At 65.1% G+C, this 15,110-nt stretch carries 13 protein-coding genes; 7 read left to right on the forward strand and 6 right to left on the reverse strand.

Annotated features, from left to right (window positions below; all coding sequences use genetic code 11):
- Positions 1–11: 11 nt before the first annotated feature.
- From QX010_RS15710 to ipdC, 4 genes are all read left to right on the forward strand, one after another.
- The gene (locus QX010_RS15710; protein WP_410051955.1) at positions 12–1,232 is read left to right on the forward strand and encodes a hypothetical protein; all 1,221 of its coding nucleotides are present in this window, start codon (positions 12–14) and stop codon (positions 1,230–1,232) included.
- A 191-nt stretch (positions 1,233–1,423) separates the two neighbouring features.
- A complete protein-coding gene (locus QX010_RS15715; protein WP_315800644.1) occupies positions 1,424–2,335 on the forward strand; it encodes an acyl-CoA acyltransferase in 912 nt (303 codons plus the stop codon).
- Positions 2,336–2,476: 141 nt separating this feature from the next.
- On the forward strand, positions 2,477–2,668 hold the full coding sequence (locus QX010_RS15720; protein WP_315800643.1) for a hypothetical protein: 192 nt from the start codon (positions 2,477–2,479) through the stop codon (positions 2,666–2,668).
- Positions 2,669–2,824: 156 nt separating this feature from the next.
- Positions 2,825–4,462 (forward strand): indolepyruvate/phenylpyruvate decarboxylase, encoded by a 1,638-nt coding sequence (gene ipdC / locus QX010_RS15725; protein ID WP_315800642.1) that lies wholly within the window; start codon positions 2,825–2,827, stop codon positions 4,460–4,462.
- A 35-nt stretch (positions 4,463–4,497) separates the two neighbouring features.
- On the opposite strand, the gene QX010_RS15730 is transcribed toward ipdC, so the two are convergent.
- The gene (locus QX010_RS15730; protein WP_315800641.1) at positions 4,498–5,649 is read right to left on the reverse strand and encodes a hypothetical protein; all 1,152 of its coding nucleotides are present in this window, start codon (positions 5,647–5,649) and stop codon (positions 4,498–4,500) included.
- 314 nt (positions 5,650–5,963) lie between these two features.
- Between QX010_RS15730 and QX010_RS15735 the strand changes: the two genes are divergently transcribed.
- Positions 5,964–6,569: a helix-turn-helix transcriptional regulator gene (locus QX010_RS15735; RefSeq protein WP_315800640.1), complete on the forward strand. Its 606-nt coding sequence runs from the start codon at positions 5,964–5,966 to the stop codon at positions 6,567–6,569.
- 128 nt (positions 6,570–6,697) lie between these two features.
- On the opposite strand, the gene QX010_RS15740 is transcribed toward QX010_RS15735, so the two are convergent.
- The 5 genes from QX010_RS15740 to QX010_RS15760 form a co-directional block, all read right to left on the reverse strand.
- The gene (locus tag QX010_RS15740; protein WP_006614403.1) at positions 6,698–6,943 is read right to left on the reverse strand and encodes a hypothetical protein; all 246 of its coding nucleotides are present in this window, start codon (positions 6,941–6,943) and stop codon (positions 6,698–6,700) included.
- A gap of 246 nt (positions 6,944–7,189) precedes the next feature.
- Complete coding sequence (locus tag QX010_RS15745) at positions 7,190–9,745, reverse strand: hybrid sensor histidine kinase/response regulator (protein WP_316180407.1); 2,556 nt, start codon at positions 9,743–9,745, stop codon at positions 7,190–7,192.
- Positions 9,742–10,065: a response regulator gene (locus QX010_RS15750; protein WP_316180408.1), complete on the reverse strand. Its 324-nt coding sequence runs from the start codon at positions 10,063–10,065 to the stop codon at positions 9,742–9,744. The genes QX010_RS15745 and QX010_RS15750 overlap by 4 nt, the downstream gene beginning before the upstream one ends.
- Before the next feature lie 223 nt (positions 10,066–10,288).
- Entirely contained in the window at positions 10,289–10,678 is a 390-nt protein-coding gene (locus QX010_RS15755) for a response regulator (RefSeq protein ID WP_008968243.1), read from the reverse strand.
- Between the two features lie 237 nt (positions 10,679–10,915).
- On the reverse strand, positions 10,916–11,638 hold the full coding sequence (locus tag QX010_RS15760) for a Crp/Fnr family transcriptional regulator (protein ID WP_315800638.1): 723 nt from the start codon (positions 11,636–11,638) through the stop codon (positions 10,916–10,918).
- Between the two features lie 669 nt (positions 11,639–12,307).
- Between QX010_RS15760 and QX010_RS15765 the strand changes: the two genes are divergently transcribed.
- Positions 12,308–13,057: a histidine kinase dimerization/phospho-acceptor domain-containing protein gene (locus QX010_RS15765; RefSeq protein ID WP_316180410.1), complete on the forward strand. Its 750-nt coding sequence runs from the start codon at positions 12,308–12,310 to the stop codon at positions 13,055–13,057.
- A gap of 297 nt (positions 13,058–13,354) precedes the next feature.
- A complete protein-coding gene (locus QX010_RS15770) occupies positions 13,355–14,899 on the forward strand; it encodes a flagellin (protein WP_316180412.1) in 1,545 nt (514 codons plus the stop codon).
- Positions 14,900–15,110: the final 211 nt, after the last annotated feature.

The following is a 15,110-nucleotide window of genomic DNA, read 5'->3' on the forward strand; positions in this document are numbered from 1 at the left end:
TCGACGAGCGCATCGGCGGCGGCAATTTGGTCACGCATCTGGCCGGCAGGAGCACGCAGATCTATCAGGCGCTGCACGGCGTCGGTGCCAGGATGGGGCGAATGGACTCCTACGGCTGGCGGACGCTGGCGCGGGTACCGACACCGCACGATTTCGATGCCGCCATGCTGGAAGCGCACAAGAGCGGTATCATGCCGCTGATCCTGCTGGAGTATGAAGGCAGCTATCAGAGCCTCGATCCACCGCAGCCGATCGGGTCCTATCAGGACTGGTTCGCGGCTGGGCAGGCGATGGCAAGACGTTTCCGTCCCGGTGGCGCTTGGGGCCGCGAAAACGGTATTCCCGATTGGGGTGCTACGGTCTTCACCGCAATCAACGAGCCCGATGTGCAGGCCACGATTCCGCGCCAGGACTATCACGACGCGCTGGCCGGACTTGCCGACGGTGTTCACAGCGTCGACCCCAAGCTGCGGGTGGTTCCCGGAGGCTTCGCCACCTGCAACTCGCATGGCGATGCGACGTTGCGCGGCTACGGTCCGGCGATCGCCGATCTGCTTGAGGACGGCCGTCTCGACGGCATCGACCTGCATACCTACTACAATGACAAATGGTATCCGATGACCCACGGCCGCGAGTTCTCGGTGCAGACCTGCTTCGACCGCATCAAGCGGGCGATGGGGCTGAGCCGCGACATCAACTTCTACGCCACCGAGTTCAACGTCGCGCGCGCCGGCGCGTGGGACAGCGAGCCGGACGCGGCGAGATTGTTTCTCAATGCGATCTGGGACCAGCTCGCGGTGGTCGGCAAGGACGGCCGCTCGCCGGTATCCGTGCTGGCGTTTCCGTGGAATCTTGGCGACACGCCCGATGTCGACGGCCTGGCCTATGCGATGGCGACGGGCAAGGATCCCTGGACCCCGGAGGCGCGCAGCCTCGTGGTGAAGACGGTGCTGCAGCTCGCCGGCCACATGAAGATCGTGTCCATCGACCGGCGGCTGGCGCTGTACACGCTGCGCGGAGCCGACGCCGATCTGATCGTGTGGCAGAACATTGCCGGCTGGACCGACCAGCCGGGGCGCGCGGTCGAGCTCGACCTGCCGACATGGACGCGCAGCCTTGAGGTCTGGGGCTGGGATGGCTTGCGGCGCCGGATCGAGGCGAAACCCGGCCGCTTCTTCGTCGACGGTCTCAATGCCGATGAAACCTACATGTTTCGCATCCCGCGGCCGTGAGCGGCAGCGCCGTTCGCGACGATCATGTCGACGCTGATCGAAGCGTGACGGGTATGGCTCGCGCATTCCATTAACTGAAAAGTAAGGCCAGCAAGACGTGGTTCACTGCCGCCAAAGCCTTTTACGATAATTGCCGCCATGACGATCCCGCCACGCGACGGTGTGCTGGACCTCTCTCGGGTGATGCTGGAATGCAGCCAATCAAAAAAGCTGAGATTGCAAACGACAGGCCGGCGCCCGCGCGGGCCGTGACCGGCGTTCGCATCCGGGAGATCGGCGCGGCGGATCTGCCGGCGGTCGCCGCACTGCTGACGCGCGGCTTCGCCTTTCGCAGTGAGGCCTATTGGTTGCGCGGACTCGAACGCCACGCGGCGCGCCCGCGGCCGGCCGGCTATCCGGCGTTCGGCTATTGTCTCGACCATGGCGGGGTCCCCGTCGGCGTCATCCTGCTGCTGTTCTCCGCGCTCCGCATCGGCGGTGAGCCGATCGTCAGGGCCAATGTCTCGAGCTGGTATGTCGAGCCGGCGTTCCGTGCCTTCAGCTCGATGCTGGTGCGCGCGGCGACGCGCGACAAGACGGTGACCTATTTCAACATCACGCCGGCCCCGCACACCTGGCCGCAGGTCGAGGCTCAGGGCTTTTCGGTCTACTGCAAGGGACAGGTCTATGCCGCGCTGGCGCTGTCACGACCGCGCCCGGATGTCCGTGTCGATGAATTCTCCGCGGACAATCTGCACGGGCTGTCTCCCGACGAGGCCGAGCTGTTGCGGCAGCATGCGGAGTGGGGATGTCTCAGTCTCGTCGCGCGTGCGGCCGATGCGGCGTATCCGTTCGTGTTTCAGAAGCACCGGGTGATGAATGCGCTGCCGGTGTATCGCCTGCTGTATTGCCGGGATGTCGCCGACCTCGTGCGGCTGGCAGGCAACATCGGCTGGCTGCTGCTGCGGCGCGGCGGCCTGCTGGTGCGGCTCGATGCCAATGCGCCCATCGCAGGGCTGGCCGGCTGGTACTCGGACAAGCGCGGACGCAAATACGCCAAAGGGCCGCATCCGCCGCGGCTCGGCGATCTCGCCTTTACCGAGGCCGCGCTGTTCGACGGCTGAGAGGTGGCAATCGATTGGTTTGCGCGGTCCCGCTGCGGAGGCCGGGATACTGGCTCGCGTGGACCATGGGACCGATGTGACGGCACGCACAGTCTGGGCTTCCGGCATGCGCCATCCTCCTGGCAACGGAGGAGGTCATCCATGTCTTACGTTTTCGAACTCGCGCTGGCGGCGATGCTGCTGTTCTTCCTGTTCCTGCCGATCACCGATCGCAGGACGGTCATGATGAAGCTGTGCATGATCATGACAGTCGCCATCCTGTTCACGGTTACGCTTGCCATGCCGCATGGCGGCGCACCCTCCGCCCAGGCCCTGCTGCTGACGGCGAACTGATGCGGCGCGGGTGAGCTTGGGCCTTGGCGCTCCCTCATGAAGTTTGGACGGGGCGATCCGGACGGCATGGCTCGCCGACCGAGCGGCCGGTGGTTGGCAGTCCGGCCCTCATCGTGTAGCACCGGCTGAACGTCACGCTACGCTCAGGGGATCCGGATGCCTGCTCTTGCCCATGCGCTGCTTGCCGCCCTGAAGGACCACGGCGCCCGCGAGATCTTCGGCATTCCCGGCGACTTCGTGCTGCCGCTGTTCAAGGTCATCGAGGAGAGCAACATCCTGCCGAGCGTCACGCTGAGCCATGAGCCGGCGGTCGGCTTCGCGGCGGATGCGGCGGCGCGCTATCATGGCGGCCTCGGCGTCGCCGTCGTCACCTATGGCGCCGGCGCCTTCAACGTCGTGAACGCGGTCGCCGGCGCCTATGCCGAACGCTCGCCGGTCGTGGTGATCGCGGGCGCGCCCGGTGCGCGTGAGCGCGTCTCCGGCTTCCTGCTGCATCATCAGGCCCGCACCGTCGACACGCAGCTCGCGGTGTTCAAGGAGATCACCTGCGATCAGGCGGTGCTGAGCGATCCGGCCACGGCGCCGGCGCAGATCGCGCGCGTGCTGCGCAGCGCCAAGGAGATGTCGCTGCCGGTGTATCTCGAATTTCCGCGCGACATGGTCGATGCCGAGGTCGAGCCGGTGGCGCCGCTGCCGCCACGGCGGGCCAGCCGCGAGGCGCTCGACGAGTGCGTCGAGGAGATCCTCGCCCGCATCGCGCAGGCAGAGCGTCCCGTGATCGTCGTCGACGTCGAAATCCGCCGCTACGGCGTCGAGGACAGGATCGCCGCGCTGGCGCGCAAGCTCCGCCTGCCGCTCGTGACGACCTTCATGGGTCGCGGCCTGCTCGACAGGGCCGACGATGTCGTCGCCGGCACCTATCTCGGCGCCGCGGGCAATCCGGCGATCACGGAGCTGGTCGAGAATGCCGATCTTGTGCTTATGCTCGGCGTCATCCTCTCGGACACCAATTTCGCGCTGTCGAACCGGGCGCCGGACCCGCGCCGCATGATCCTGGCCGCCAGCCGCGAGGTCCAGATCGGCCATCACACCTATCGCGACATGCCGCTCGGCGATCTGATCGATGCGCTGGACGAGCGCGCGGCACCGCAGGCTGCGGCTCCCGGTCTGCCGCGGCAGCGCTCGGCGTATCCGCGTGGCCTGGCTGCCGATGGCGCGCCGATCGCGCCTTCGGACATCGCGACCGCGATCAACGACATGTTCGATCGCCATGGCCGGATGCCGATGACCTCCGATATCGGCGACTGCCTGTTCACGGCGATGGAGATCGACAACACGGCGCTGGCAGCGCCGGGCTACTACGCCGGGATGGGCTTCGGCGTGCCGGCCGGCATCGGCGTGGCCGCGACCGGGCTTCGTCCGCTGATCCTGGTCGGCGACGGCGCGTTCCAGATGACCGGATGGGAGCTCGGCAATTGCCGCCGCTACGGCCTCGATCCGATCGTCGTGCTGTTCAACAATTGCAGCTGGGAGATGCTGCGCGTGTTCCAGCCGGAGTCGCGGTTCAACGATCTCGACGACTGGCACTATGCCGACATCGCCAATTCCATCGGCGGCACGGGCGAGCGCGTCGCCACCCGCGGCGAACTGGTCGCCGCGCTGGAGCGCGCGGTGCATCGTCGGGGACGGTTCTCGCTGATCGAAGTGATGCTGCCGCGCGGCAAGACCTCGGACACGCTGGCGCGCTTCGTGGCGGGCTTCAAGTCGGCGCGGGAGCGTATGGCGCAGGGCTGAGGATCGGTCCAGGGGCCGCTTCGAACGCGCGGCCGTCAACCGGTTGCCGACCGCAGCACCGTCTTGATCGCATCGCGGCCCTTCCAGGCGAAATAGGTGAGGCGGCCGCCGAACGTGCGATGGCTGCGCAGCCTGTTCGAGCCGAGCACGTGTCCGACCTCTTCGGGGAAGCGCTTGACCTCGGCCTGTACCATCTTGTCGGTATTGGCCATGATGGCGTTCAGGCGCGTCCCCCAGTCCGAGTCCTCGATGCGATCGATGCGGACCTGGATCGCATATTCGATGTCATAGATGCTGGTCAGGATTTCCTTGGCGGTCACGACGCGGTTGTTCTTCAGCGCGATCCGGAGCGCGAGCCGCTTGTCCTCCAGCTGGTCGAGCACCATCGGCACGGTCATCGCGTAGGGTGCCGCGATGACGTCGGCGATGTTCTTCGAACGCGCCGCCTTCGTCGCCAGCCGCATCACCTGCCACGGCTCCTTCAGACGCTTGGCGACGAGCGTCAACGCAAAGGGCACGGCTTCCGGCTGCTTCTTGCGCAGCGCATCGAGCAGCAGCACCATCTTCTTCACCTGCGGATCGTCGAACTCCGCGATCCGGTCCGGCAACGAATCGGCGAACTTTGCAAGTTCCTCACGGGCGCGCAGCGCCTTCATCAGCTTCACGACGTCGTCGAACACCGACGGCGATGCCGTATAGGCCTTCAGCTTGCTGCGGACCTGCTCGATGCCTTCGGCGCGCGCCAGCGTGCCTTCCAGCGACTTCGTCACCTTGGTCTGGAACGCGCTCGCCGTCTGGCGGATCTCGCGCTGCTTGTCCGCGGCGATGAGGTCCTTCATCTGTGCGTTGTAGTCGCGCGCCATGGTCGGCAGCAGATCGCGCGAGATCCATTCCCAGATCGGCGTGAGGGAGCCGCGGGCAATGCGGCCCTCATTGGCATGCTCCGGCGATCCGTCGATGAGAAGCTGCTCGACCGGCATGAAGAAGTAGCGCGACGGATTGATGGTGCGGTGGCCGCCGGCGCCGTTGTTGTTGCGGATCTCGGCGCGCAGCCGCGCCTGGAGGTCGGCGGATCCCGGCATGTCGACGCCGCTCAGCTCCAGCCGTTCGAGCTCGCTGAGCAGACAGCTTCGTGTCAGCGGTGACAACCGCTGCAGGAATTCCCAGATCCGGTCGACCGGTCCCATTGGCGTCAGGCTGTCAGCTACATGTCAAGGTCGCTCGTCTCCACGGACGGGCACGGAACGCATGGAAGCACGAAACAGTTGGTGCGAAATTAATGTCAGTAAACAATCGTAGGAATGCGCGGCGTCTTGGACAGGCGCCGCCGCGCACGCCGGGGACGGTCTTCCGAAGCCCGGCATCGCGCACCGGCTTAACTATTTCGGCTTGCAACTTTCGGGAGAAAGTATCGACGGTTGCGCGAGTTGCCGGAGAAGCCCGTATTGCTACGGGCGGCAGAATTAACCATGTTAAAGTCGCTGTGGCGCCAGAATGAGGCATGGCACAGCTGAACAACAGCCTATCCGACGATCACGTCGCACCTGCTCCCGGCGGCCTGGAGGTTAACGACCCGGGCCTCCCGGCGCCCCGGTTGCGCGCCCCGGCCCCGCTTGCGGTGGGACAGCAGGACGACCGGGGCACGCTCGCCTTGGCTCGTCAACTGAACGGTTCGCTGACCGCGCTGATGCTCTACATGGAGGAGATCAAGCAGCGCAGTGACGAGATTGCCAGGACGCCCGGCGAGCGCCGGCATGTCCAGGTGGTCGTCGACAATGCGCTGCTACAGACCGAGCGGGTCTGCGCCCTGGTCAACCAGATGTCCGGCGCGCACGGGCAGTTCGGACCGTTGTCGCGGGCGGTGCCGGCTCACGAGCAGGGCGCGGCGTCCGCGCGACCGCCCGGCCGGGCCAGCAAGTCGCTGACCCCGCGCGAACACGAGGTCCTCAAGCTGATCAGCGAAGGCCATTCGAACAAGGAGGGCGCCTTGCGCATGGGCATCAGCCCCCGCACCTTCGAGAGCCATCGCGCCGAAGCCATGCGCAAGGTCGGCGCGCGCAACACCGCCGAACTCGTCCGCGCAGCACTCCTCAACCAGATCGGATGACGACGGACGAGCGCGAATGCCGCGCTCGCGCCTTCCACCCCGCGGTGCCCCCGCAACGCAGACAACGACAATTGGCGTCCGACCGGCTCGGTCGAACGCGCTGATTGCGGACGCGGACGTCCGTGCTGTCAGAAATAATCCTCGGCGAAGGGGCGAACCCGGGAGGTCGGTCGCAGCGGCGCTTGGGCTTTGGGCGGCGTCGGCACAATCGTAATGGTCCAGCGCGGCGGGACGCTCGCTTCCTTTTCCATGACTGAACGGACGTGGCCGGTGATCGTGGATCCGCCGGATTTCACGGTCGCGGTCCGGCCGTTGAACTGCGCAATTCGGAAACGCCTGACTTCCTTCTGGTCGGCGGTTTCAAAAGTAAACATGGGACACATCTCCTATGTGACCCCAAGTCTGGCAGCTCATGATTAGTTGATTGTGAAAATCGTGAGCCGTAGAAGTACGGCGTCAACCCATTGTAAGGGAATATGAAGATCAGGTTCGGCGAATCCGCGTCGTGAACGTCTCGTTTGCCATCTCGATCGTCCGAGCCCGTCCTCGTCGCCGCGGTGCGCCGTACGGGGACGTCGCGCCGATCGGCATGCGCCATGGAGGCCTGCGGCCTCCCCGCTTCAATATTGCAGCTCCTGGGCGCGGGCGGCGGCGTAGGCGGCCTCGATGTTGTCGAGCAGCTCGGCATACTCCCTGGCGGACAGGCGCGGCGCGCTCTTCTCGAGCGCGAGTGCGTAGGTTGCGAGCCGGCGGTACCCGAAGGTGCCGGCTGCGCTCTTCAGCGAGTGCGCCTCGCGGCCGATCTTGATGCGCTCGCCGTCGAGCGTCAGCCGGCGGAGCTGCTTCAGCCGCGCATCCGTTTCGCTGAAGAACACGTCGCGGATCTCCTGTGCTGCCTCGTCGCCGATCTCGCCGACCAGCTCGGCATAGGCTTCGCGGTCCAGCGCCGCTTCGGGAGCAATTTCGGTGTCGGCGGCAACGTCGGCGGCCGCGGCATCCGGCTGAGCCGGCACCAGCGGGGCGTCCGACGCCGCGGTTTCCGGCACCGGCACCGGAACGGGCAGGGGCAGCACGCGCAGGATCGCCTCCACGAGCGCTTTCTTGCGGGCCGGCTTGACGACGAAGTCGTTCATCCCGGCTTCCCGGCAGGCTCGGATATCCTCCATGAAGGCGTTCGCCGTGAAGGCGATGATCGGCACGTTGGAGCGGCGCTCGCCTCGCGCGCGAATGGTCCGGGTCGCCTGGAAGCCGTCCATCTCCGGCATGCGGACGTCCATCAGGATCAGGTCGTAGTTGAAGCGGCTGGCGGCGGTGACGGCCTCGGCGCCGTCGCAGGCCGTGTCGGTCTGGATGTCGAAATCCTTGAGCATCTTGGTCGCGACCAGGCGGTTGGTCGGATTGTCGTCGACCACGAGGACGCGCAGCGGCCGGCCGAACGCCGCGATCCGGTTCTGCAGCGAGGCGTAGATGCCGTCGTCGTTCTGCTCTGGCACCGCGACGGTCTCGGCAATCGGCAGCGTCAGGCGGAACGAGAACGTGGACCCGCTGCCCAGCGTCGAGGTGACCTTGATGTCACCCCCCATCTGCTCGATCAGTCGCTTGCAGATCGCGAGTCCGAGTCCGGAGCCGCCGAACCGGCGGCTGATCGAATTGTCGGCCTGGACGAAGTTCGCGAACAGCGAGCCGATCTTGTCGGCGGCAATGCCGATTCCGGTATCGGTCACCGTCCATTCCACGGTCGCCTTCTCGTCATCCTGCTCGATGCAGCGCGTCGTGACGACCACTTCGCCGGACGAGGTGAACTTGACCGCGTTGGAAACCAGGTTGAGCAGGATCTGGCGAATGCGGCCGGCGTCGCCGACCAGCGCCGGCGGCACGGATGGGTCGCCGACGCTCCTCAGCTTCAGGTCCTTGGCGGAAGCCCGCGGCCCGATGATGCTGAGCGTGTTGTGGACCAGGGCCTCGGCGGAGAAGGCGATGTCCTCGAGCGAGAGCTGGCCGGATTCGAGCTTGGAGAAGTCGAGAATGTCGTTGAGGATCTCGAGCAGATTGTCGCCGGCATTGTGGATCGCCACCACCGAGCGGCGCTGCTCGGGATCGAGATTGGTTTCCAGCAGCGTCGTGGCGAGGCCGAGCACCGCGTTCATCGGCGTGCGGATCTCGTGGCTCATCATGGCGACGAAGGTGGACTTCGCCGCGTTCGCGGCCTCGGCGGCCTCGATCAGGTGCTCGTGGCGTTCCCACCAGCGGGAGATCAGGACCGCGGCCGCGAGCACGGCCATCGCGCTCACCAGCGACACGATGACCAGAAGCGTCGCCATGTCACGCCAGGCCTTCAGGACGTCGTGCTCGAATACCGACACCACGATCATCGCGGGATAGTTGGGCAGCATCTTTGCGGCCCGCAGGCGCATCTCGCCGGTTCGTGCGGAGGGCTCGCGCAGCACGCCGCCGGCCGACAGCGCGCGCTGACCGAAGCCGGAGGTCGGCTTGCCGATCTCGCTCGTGGGCGGAAAATGCGCGAGCAGCGTACCGTCCTCGCGGACCAGCGATACCGCGGCATCGAGACCCTGCGCGGTGGAGCCGAAGAAGTTCTCCAGATAGGGTACGGACATGGCGCCGAGCATCATGCCCATGAACTTGCCATTGGAATCGTCGAGCCGGCGGGCAAAATAGATGTTCCAGGTGCCGTCGCCGCGGTTCTGAACCGGTGTGCTGAGGAACGTCTGCAGCGCAGGGTCGGCCTTCAGCGCCTTGAAGTAGTCGCGGTCGGCGATGTTGACGTCCGGGATCGGCCAGTAGCGCGAGAAGTTCAGGAGCCTGCCTTGTGCGTCGATCAGCGTCACCGCATCGATCTGCGGCAGTCCCGCGATTTTCTCCTTGAGCAGGAGGTGGGTCTGATGGTCTGACGCGACATTGCGATACGTCGCAGCGTCGATAGCGCCGCCGCGCACGAGGTAGTCGCGCACGCTCGTGAGCACGAGGTCGACGGACTTCACCGAACGGTCGGCGTTCTCCGCCAGCGTGAGGCTATGGCGGCTGAGATCTTCCTCGGCGTGCTGAAGCGCGTTCTCGCGCAGGTTGGTGAGGAAGAAGAGGTTGCTGCCGGCAATGACGCAGATGAGGATCAGCGCGATCGCTGCAGGCGCTCCCAGAAAGCGCTTCTTTTTGCTCATCGCCTGCTACCAGCCTGCCGCTCTGAAAGCCGCCGGCGATCGGTCTCCTGCGCGATCTGCTTGAGAGTTTGCCGGAACCGCATCAGGTCGATCGGCGTCGAGAAGGGGGGAGCTATGTCGAGCTCGAGAACCTCGGTGCCGGAGCGGTCTCCCAGGGAGGGGTAAGGCGTGACGCAGTCGAAGTCCCTCTTGTGCAGGACGAGCGAGGCGGCGTCGACCGAGCTCACGCCCGTCGTGGCGAGGCCGGCCTGGGCTGCAATCTTTCGCAAGATGGAAAGATGCACGGCGGCATCTTCGATCACGAGGAGTTCGTTGCGCATGAATTCCCTGTCCCGTTGCCACCCTGACATGGTCATCGGCAAGCAGGATTACGTCTATCGGCCGGCTCTGACCCCCTCGTAAATTTTGGTTTCCGTACGACTACGGGGAGGGGGCGGCGATGTATGCGTCCTGCCGACGTCAACCGCGCGGAGTTCGTCCGCCAAAGAGAAAGCGGCCGGACACCGGTCCGGCCGCCGCGCAGGGCATTCAAAGGGGGGTCGGCTATTCGGCCGGGCCGAACACGGCTTCCATCTTGGTCTTGAGCGTCGCAGCATTGAACGGCTTGACGATGTAGTTGCTCACGCCGGCCTTCTTGGCGGCGATGACGTTCTCGGTCTTCGACTCGGCCGTGATCATGATGAACGGGGTCTTCGACAGTTCCGGGCTGGCACGCACCTCGCGCAGCAGGTCGTAGCCGGTCATCGGCTCCATGTTCCAGTCGGAGATCACGAGGCCATACTTCTTGGCCTGCATCTTGGAGAGCGCGGCCGATCCGTCGCTGGCGTCGTCGACGTTCTCGAATCCGAGCTGCTTCAGCAGGTTGCGGATGATCCGGATCATAGTGGCGTAGTCATCGACCACCAGGATCGGCATCGACAGATCAAAGGCCATGTCATTACTCCGCGCGTCTGGTCAAAAGCCGAACACGGGCGAGATATATCAGCACGAAGATTATTCGACGCTTCTTGGAACTCGCGCTCGTCAGCACGTCGACAATTATCAGCGCCCGTTGAACAGCGCGTTAATTCCGTCCGCATCGGTGATGGGGATCATGCGATGGGCCGTAGTTGTACGGAGGCAAGGGCGTTCGGCGAGGCGCCGGCGCGCGACGGCCGGAACGACGCCTGCCTACGGCAGGCTGCGCGGCCGGACCAGATTCTCGTAGTGAGCCTTCACGGCGCCGTAGCACTCACACGCCGTCCTCTTCAGCCCGTCCAGATCGATGATCTCGATATGGCCGCGGCTATAGTGGATGAAGTCGGCCTGCTGCAGCGTGCTCGCCACCAGCGAGACGCTGTTGCGACGGGCACCGATCATCTGCGCCAGGGACTCCTGGGTGATGTAGAGCTTGTTGCCGCCTGAAAGGTCATGCGTCTGCAGCAGGCAACGGGCGAGACGCGACTCGACGGTGTGGGCGGCGTTGCAACCGGCGGTCTGCTGACACTGCACGTAGATGGCGAGTGCGTGACGCAACATCAGCGCGCGAAACGAGGGGCTCTGTTCGGCGGCTGCCCGGACCCTGTCGATATCGACGACCGATGCAGCACCGGGAACGAGGACCGCCGCGCTGTTCAGCACCACCGGATCGCTGCCTGCGAGCAGGGACATGCTTCCGAAGAGACTATCGCGACCGATCATGGCCACCTGAACGCGCTCTCCGCGCGCGAGGTTCACGACCAGCGAGATGACACCGCGATGGGGGAAGTAGATGCGTGTCAGCTTTTCGCCGACCTCGGCGAGAACGGAGTCTTGCACCAGATCCACGGTCCGCAGATAGGGTCGGATCAGCTCGAAATCATCGTCGGACAGCGACGACAGGAAGCCGTTCGGAGAACGCAAGCTGGGGTCCAAAGCCATCTCCTGCATTGCAGTAACGAAGCCTCGCAGATCTCAATGCCCTCATGGTTCCATAGAACTGCGTCCCATCCGCTGACAAGAAGAATCGCGGGTAATATTCCCAGTAAAGACCATTCGCTCCTGCTGTGTGCGTTGTCGTGCAGACGGGCGCGAATGCGCGTTGCGGATCCAAGCCATCAACGTGTGTGCGATGTGCTGGTCTGACCGCGCGCGGTTGTATACAGTCGGCACGCATCGGCCCCCGCCTCGGCTCGTGAAGGCAGCGCAGCACGCTTGCGGCGAATGTCTCGTTGCTCCGGGCGCCGCAGCTCCGCCGGGCACGGCACCACGTAGCAAGCGCCGCAATTGACAGCGGACATCTTGAAGCCAAAATCGCTAATAAGCGCGCTGATTCGTTGACGGATCTTTTTCTGTCGGATGCAACTCTCGTCGCGAGTGGAGGCATCGGCCGGTGTCCTGCGACTGGCGGTGACGAGGTTGTCGTCATGGCAGGAGCAGGAGTCCGACTGATGCTGCATCCAGCCGGGGCGCGATCGATGGTCAGCGATGAGACTGAGCGCCAAGGCTGAGCGTCAAGACGAAGCTGAACATTGCAGCGGCGTCCGTTCATTTGCGTTCCGATAGCCCCGCCGTCCTCCCCCCCAAACAGGTATTGCAGGATTCATGGCTTCTTCCACCTACCAGCGGTCCAATCAGTCGCTGCCGAGCCCGAGCGCAGACATTCCGGCTGCAGCGACGCCCGACATCCATCCAGGGATGGCCATCGTCGGTCAGGTTGCCGGTGGCCTGCTGCACGACTTCAACAACATTCTCACCGTGATCACGGGGACCATCGACATCCTCGCCGAGGCGGTCGAGGACAAGCCCGAACTGGCGGCCGTCGCGCGTCTGATCGACGAGGCTGCGACCCGGGGCGCTCGATTGACGTCGCAGCTTCTGTCGTTCGCAAGGGGCCGGCCGCCGCAGCCATGTGCGGTGGAGTTGAACGAGCTCCTGGTCGACGTCGCTCGCCTGCTTCGTCCGACATTGGGCACCGGGGTCGAGGTGACGACATCGGTGAGCGCGGACGTGCCGGCCGTCTTCGCCGATCCGGGTCAGCTGATGGCGGCACTGCTGTGTCTTGCGATCGGTGCGCGGCATCGACTGGAGCATGGCGGCCGCATCGATATCCAGGCCAGGCGCATGAGGGTCGACGGCTCGGGCGCCGGCGGCAACTCCTCCGACGTGCAGATCGTGTTGACGGCGTCAGCGGGCGCGGCGGACGCGGCTCCAGCCGATGCGGTATTCTCGGAGATCCGGCTGGTCGAGGACTTCGTCAGGCGCTCGAATGGGCGACTGGAGCTGAAGGAGCCGCACGGCCCGGCCGCCAGCGTCGAGATCGTCCTCCCGTGCGCCGACCGCGCCCCCTCCTGACCTGCCACCCTTCCCCAAGCTCTTGGTTAGCGCTGCCTTAACGGTCGCACCGCGCATTGGCGTGGGCCGGCCGCAAGGCCTGCGTTTGCGCGCCATTTTACCGCGAATTCCGGCGATCTGCGCGCATTTGATCGAGCTGATTAGCGGCCAATTAGCATTAACGGCGGCAGCGGATGCCCCGAGGGGCCGTTCCGAAGTCAATTTAACGAACGGGTAGGATTCCGCGGATCAGTCTGCGCCATCGCCGACAGAACGGTGCGGCGATGTCTACTCATGTTCATCCAGAAGGGAATGACAATGTCAGGTATCGTACTCTCTGCGTCGGTTCGCCAGAACCTGCTCTCGCTCCAGTCGACGGCTCAGCTCCTCGCGACCACGCAGAACAACCTCTCCACGGGCAAGAAGGTCAACTCGGCTCTCGACAATCCGACCAACTTCTTCACTGCCCAGGGTCTCGACAACCGCGCTTCCGACATCTCCAATCTGCTCGACGGCATCGGCAACGGCGTGCAGGTGCTGCAGGCCGCCAACACCGGCATCACCTCGCTGCAGAAGCTCGTCGACAGCGCCAAGTCGATCGCCAACCAGGTGCTGCAGAGCGCGGTGGGCTACTCCACCAAGTCGAGCGTGACCTCGGCGGCTCTGACCGGCGCGACCGCCACCGACCTGCTGGGCTCCAGCTCGACGGCGGTGACCGGCTCGGTCGTGCAGAACGACAACACGACGCCGGCGGCGATCACCGGCTCGACCAAGCTGTCGGGTACGTCGGGCAGCTCGTCGAACGATCTGTCCACCGGCATCACCTCGGGTGAGACGCTGGTCGTCAACGGCACCACCTTCACCTTCGTCACCGGCACGTCCTCGACCGGCACCAACATCGGCATCGGCGACAGCGTCAGCAACCTGCTGTCGGCGATCCAGACCCAGACCGGCGTTACCGCGTCGATCACTGCGGGTGCGATCACCCTGACGCCGCCGGCGTCCGGACTGACGCTCTCGGGCAGCACCGGCACCTTGGCCAAGCTCGGGCTGACTGCCGTCGGCGACGGATTGTCGGGACAGACCTTGACGATCGGCGCCACAGGAGGTGGCACGGCGACGAGTGTCACGTTCGGCCTCGGGACAGGGCAGGTCAAGTCGCTGAACGATCTCAACGCCAAGCTCGCAGCCAACAACCTGCAGGCCTCGATCGATACGACCGGCAAGATCTCGATCACGACGACCAACGACGCGGCTTCGGCCACGATCGGCGCGATCGGTGGTACGGCGGCGGCCTCCAGCCAGTCCTTCAACGGCCTGACGGCGGCGGCTCCGGTGGCGGATGCGACCGCGCAGACGCAGCGCGCGAGCCTGGTCTCGCAGTACAACAACGTGCTGGCGCAGATCAACACGACCGCGGCCGACGCCTCGTTCAACGGTGTCAACCTGCTGAACGGCGACACGCTGAAGCTGACCTTCAACGAGAACGGCAAGTCGACGCTCTCGATCACCGGCGTGACCTTCAACACCGGCGGTCTCGGCTTGTCGAACCTCACCTCGGGCACCGACTTCCTCGACAACAACTCGGCGAACAAGGTGATCACCCTGCTGAACTCGGCGAGCTCGACGCTGCGGTCGGAAGCCTCGACGCTGGGTTCGAACCTGTCGGTCGTGCAGATCCGTCAGGACTTCAACAAGAACCTGATCAACGTGCTGCAGACCGGCTCGTCGAACCTGACCTTGGCCGACACCAACGAGGAAGCGGCCAACAGCCAGGCGCTGTCGACCCGCCAGTCGATCGCGGTGTCCGCGCTGTCGCTCGCCAACCAGTCGCAGGCGAGCGTGCTGCAGCTGCTGCGCTGATCCGCAAGGCATCGCATCTCGACGACCAAGGCGGCGGGGGAAACCCCGCCGCTTTTTTTCGCCTGGTTTGGCCGTCCGGCCCGTATCAATACTGGTCTGGAACCGGACGCGAGTGGAGCTGAGGGATCGCAACCAGTCGTTAAGCAAGAAATTTAAAGCGCCATTAACCATGTTTTAAAAGTGGGTGGACTAGAACCTCCTGGTGAATAAC

Origin of the sequence: Bradyrhizobium sp. SZCCHNRI1009 (assembly GCF_032487575.1) — a bacterium.
In the GTDB taxonomy this organism is placed as follows: Bacteria; Pseudomonadota; Alphaproteobacteria; order Rhizobiales; family Xanthobacteraceae; genus Bradyrhizobium.

Bases quoted from the DNA above. Each gene is read 5' to 3' on its own strand.
- QX010_RS15715 (WP_315800644.1), top strand. From the start codon at position 1,424: ATGCAGCCAATCAAAAAAGCTGAGATTGCAAACGACAGGCCGGCGCCC.
- QX010_RS15720 (WP_315800643.1), top strand. From the start codon at position 2,477: ATGTCTTACGTTTTCGAACTCGCGCTGGCGGCGATGCTGCTGTTCTTC.
- ipdC (WP_315800642.1), top strand. From the start codon at position 2,825: ATGCCTGCTCTTGCCCATGCGCTGCTTGCCGCCCTGAAGGACCACGGC.
- QX010_RS15730 (WP_315800641.1), bottom strand. From the start codon at position 5,649: ATGGGACCGGTCGACCGGATCTGGGAATTCCTGCAGCGGTTGTCACCG.
- QX010_RS15735 (WP_315800640.1), top strand. From the start codon at position 5,964: ATGGCACAGCTGAACAACAGCCTATCCGACGATCACGTCGCACCTGCT.
- QX010_RS15740 (WP_006614403.1), bottom strand. From the start codon at position 6,943: ATGTTTACTTTTGAAACCGCCGACCAGAAGGAAGTCAGGCGTTTCCGA.
- QX010_RS15745 (WP_316180407.1), bottom strand. From the start codon at position 9,745: ATGAGCAAAAAGAAGCGCTTTCTGGGAGCGCCTGCAGCGATCGCGCTG.
- QX010_RS15750 (WP_316180408.1), bottom strand. From the start codon at position 10,065: ATGCGCAACGAACTCCTCGTGATCGAAGATGCCGCCGTGCATCTTTCC.
- QX010_RS15755 (WP_008968243.1), bottom strand. From the start codon at position 10,678: ATGGCCTTTGATCTGTCGATGCCGATCCTGGTGGTCGATGACTACGCC.
- QX010_RS15765 (WP_316180410.1), top strand. From the start codon at position 12,308: ATGGCTTCTTCCACCTACCAGCGGTCCAATCAGTCGCTGCCGAGCCCG.
- QX010_RS15770 (WP_316180412.1), top strand. From the start codon at position 13,355: ATGTCAGGTATCGTACTCTCTGCGTCGGTTCGCCAGAACCTGCTCTCG.